Source organism: Archangium sp. (assembly GCF_036388035.1).
In the GTDB taxonomy this organism is placed as follows: domain Bacteria; phylum Myxococcota; class Myxococcia; order Myxococcales; family Myxococcaceae; genus Archangium.
On record NZ_DASVSO010000635.1, the window covers coordinates 1 to 3,138 of the forward strand.

The 3,138-nt window shown below is 71.4% G+C and carries 2 protein-coding genes and 1 pseudogene; 2 read left to right on the top strand and 1 reads right to left on the bottom strand.

Annotated elements, in window-relative coordinates; all coding sequences use genetic code 11:
- A pseudogene (locus tag VF697_RS26080) lies at positions 1 to 978 on the bottom strand (carboxypeptidase-like regulatory domain-containing protein); the annotation flags it as partial.
- Positions 979 to 1,383: 405 nt separating this feature from the next.
- Here VF697_RS26080 and VF697_RS26085 point away from each other — a divergent pair.
- Together VF697_RS26085 and VF697_RS26090 are read left to right on the top strand one after the other, a co-directional pair.
- On the top strand, positions 1,384 to 2,325 hold the full coding sequence (locus tag VF697_RS26085) for an HNH endonuclease (RefSeq protein WP_331099426.1): 942 nt from the start codon (positions 1,384 to 1,386) through the stop codon (positions 2,323 to 2,325).
- A 110-nt stretch (positions 2,326 to 2,435) separates the two neighbouring features.
- The gene (locus VF697_RS26090; RefSeq protein WP_331099427.1) at positions 2,436 to 3,065 is read left to right on the top strand and encodes a YdcF family protein; all 630 of its coding nucleotides are present in this window, start codon (positions 2,436 to 2,438) and stop codon (positions 3,063 to 3,065) included.
- Positions 3,066 to 3,138: the final 73 nt, after the last annotated feature.

The window sequence follows — 3,138 nt, forward strand, 5'->3', positions numbered from 1 at the left end:
GTGGGTCAGCACCAGGCGCACCTCGCCCGAGCCCGGCTCGGCGAGCACCCCCGGCCACGTGTCAATCTTCCGCACCAGGCCCGGGGAGACCCGCTCGTCCAGGGTGTAGCCCTCCTTGAGCGCGGTCACCACCAGGGCGCCGGCGGGCAGGTCGGTCAGGGTGAAGCGGCCCTCGGGCCCCGAGCGCGAGGGCCGGGGGCTCCCGGAGTACCACTCCCGGTAGAAGCGCGTGGAGAAGGGCCCCAGCTCGCCGTGGTGGAGCGCGGACTCCCCCAGGACGGCGGGCACGGCCCGGACCTCCGCGCCCGCCACCGGCTGCCCCCGTGCGTCCACCACCACGCCCGACAGCCGCTGGCCCGGGGCGAAGCGCAGGCGCACGGAGTGGTGCTCCGTGCCCCGGAGCTCCACGTGGGCGCTCACGGTGAGCGGGGGCTCGCCCGCGGGCGTCGCGGCGACCACCCGGTAGCGCCCGGGCGGGTGGCCTCGGAGGGTGACCTTTCCGGAGCCGTCCGTGAAGTGGGCGCCGTGGCGCTCGACGAGCTGGACCTCGGAGCCGGCCACGGGGAGGCCGGCTTCGTCGAGCACCTCGACCTCGAGCGAGGCCCCGTCGCGCAGCACCAGCCGCGCACCCTCGGCGGGGAACGTCACGGACAGCTCGGTGAGGAGGAAGTCGCGGTGGTAGAGGCGCACGGTGTGGGGACCGGGTTGGGACGAGGCCAGGAGGAACGAGCCGTCCTTGCGCGAGCGGGTGGAGTGGGGAAGGGGGCCGTCGTCGTCCTCCGATTCCGGAAGGACGAGGTACAGCTCCACCCCGGCCACGGGCCGGCCGTCCCTGGCCACCACGGTGCCTTCCAGGAACACCTCGTCGAGCGACGCGTCGTCGTCGGACGGAGCGCCGGGCGAGCGCGGCTCGGCGTCCGAGGCGGGCTGCTGAGGTGAGGGGTGGGCCTCACCCGGGCTCGGGGCGGCGGGGGGCACCCAACGGCCCTCGCTCCTCGCCGGGACGGGCGGGGAGGACGGGGGCGGTCCAGCGTTCCCGGGCGGCCAGGTCAGTCCGAGTCCCGCCAGCAGCAGCAGGAGCGCGGGGAGGAGAGACCAGGGGCCCAGGGGCCGTGCGGTGCGGGAGCGACGAGGGGAAGGGACCATGTGAGAAGTTGTTTCGGAGGGGATGACCTGCGCGGTCCACCGTATCAGAAGTGGGGCCCGTGTCAGCTACTCCAAAAGTCACCTGGGCCTGGAGCGCGGACGGAGCCAGGGCAGGGGAGCGCTCGTCACGCTGGGGCGGGTGTCCCGGGAAGGGGACTCGCGGGTCTCCTCTCCCTCTGGGGACTCGGAGGGTCGGTTGTGGGAGGGACACGGGCCCGTTAACCTGGTCGAGCCCCGATGTCCCTCCCGACGCTCGATCCAGACTGGGAAGTTCGAGCCGCGGCCTTCCAGACCCTGGAATGGCTGGTGGCTCGGCACGGGCCCACGTTGGAGTGGAAGGACATCGAGAAGGGCTTCGAGTTCAAGGGCCAGCACCTCTACTTCGCGACCAAGGCGCGAGGCATCTTCCGGCCGAAGGAGATGCGGGGCGCCGCGCTCTCCCTCAAGACCATCATTCCGCGTGGAGGCCGCGTCGCGCGCTACGAGGACTCCCAACGCGGAGAGGGCGTCTTCCTCTACAAGCTGCAGGGGGACGATCCGGACAATCGAGACAACCAGTTGCTTCAGCAGGCGTGGAAGCTGTCCGCGCCGCTGATCTACTTCTGCGCGGTGGAGGTCGGCGTCTATCAACCCCTCTGGCCCATCTTCATCCGGGGGATCGACCGGGAGCGGCTGGAGTGCACGCTCACCGTGGATGACGAGATGCTGACGGCCCAGGAGCGCGGTGTACCGATGGTGGCGGACGCGAGGGCCATCGACATCCGCCGCGAGTACGTCACGGTGCGGGCGAAGCGCAGACTGCACCAGGCGCGCTTCCGGCTGGAGGTGTTGCGAGCCTACGAGCAGCGGTGCGCGGTATGCCGGCTGCCGAGGTCGGAATTGCTGGACGCGGCGCACATCGTGGCGGACCGGGAGGAGGCGGGGGAGGCGGTGGTGCCGAACGGGCTGGCGCTGTGCCGGCTGCACCATGGTGTGTTCGACACGGACCTGATGGGCATCCGGCCCGATGGGGTCATCGAGCTGTCCCAGTCACTGCTCGACACGAAGGATGGACCGACGCTGGAGCACGCGGTGAAATCCTTCCACGGCCAGCACCTCCACCTGCCGCGTCGGCGCGAGGATCAGCCAGGACAGCGCTTCCTGGTGGAGCGCTACGAGCGCTTCCGCAAGGTGGGGTGAGCCCGGCTTCCGCGCGGAACCGCGCGTCTACTCCAGCGGGCTCGTCCTCGACTCTCCAGAATCCTTCCGACGGCTCCCCTCCCGCTGAGGCGATGGCGTACCCTGCCCCCATGCCTCCGCTTGCTCTCAGGAAGGGGCCCGGGCCCCTGCGGCGCTGGGTGTTCGTCATCGCCGGTGTGCTCACCTGCGGCGTCTATGGGCTGGCCTTCGTGGTCGACCGCTTCGGCCAGCGCGAGCGCGCCGTCCGCTCGGACATCGTCGTGGTGCTCGGCGCCCGGGTGCTACCGGGGGGCTCGCCCTCTCCCGCGCTGCGCGCCCGCATCGAGAAGGCGGTGGAGCTCTACCACCAGGGCATCGCCCCCCGGCTCCTCTTCTCCGGCGGCGTGGGGGTGAACCCCCCCTCCGAGGCCCGCGTCATGAAGGAGCTCGCGGTGCGGCTCGGCGTCCCCGAGGAGGCCTGTCTCCTGGAGGAGCAGAGCCACTCCACCGAGCAGAACGCGCGCTTCTCCACGGAGGTGCTGCGCTCGCTCGGCGCGAAGAGCGTGGTGGTGGTGTCCGACCCGTACCACCTGCTGCGCGCCCGCCAGTACTTCCGGCTCCACGGCTTCGAGGTGGCCACCAGCCCCGCCTTCCTCACCGAGCGCAACATGCGCCTCATCGACCGCCTCTACTGGACGGTGCGCGAGGCCTTCGCGCTGCTGCTCCACCCGCTCGTGCTGTTCGCGCGCGAGCCGTCCTGAGTCGCCTGCCTTGTTCATCTGGGAGTGCTTCCTCCTCCCCGGCGTCATCTACTCCCAGTCGCGAGGCTGTTCG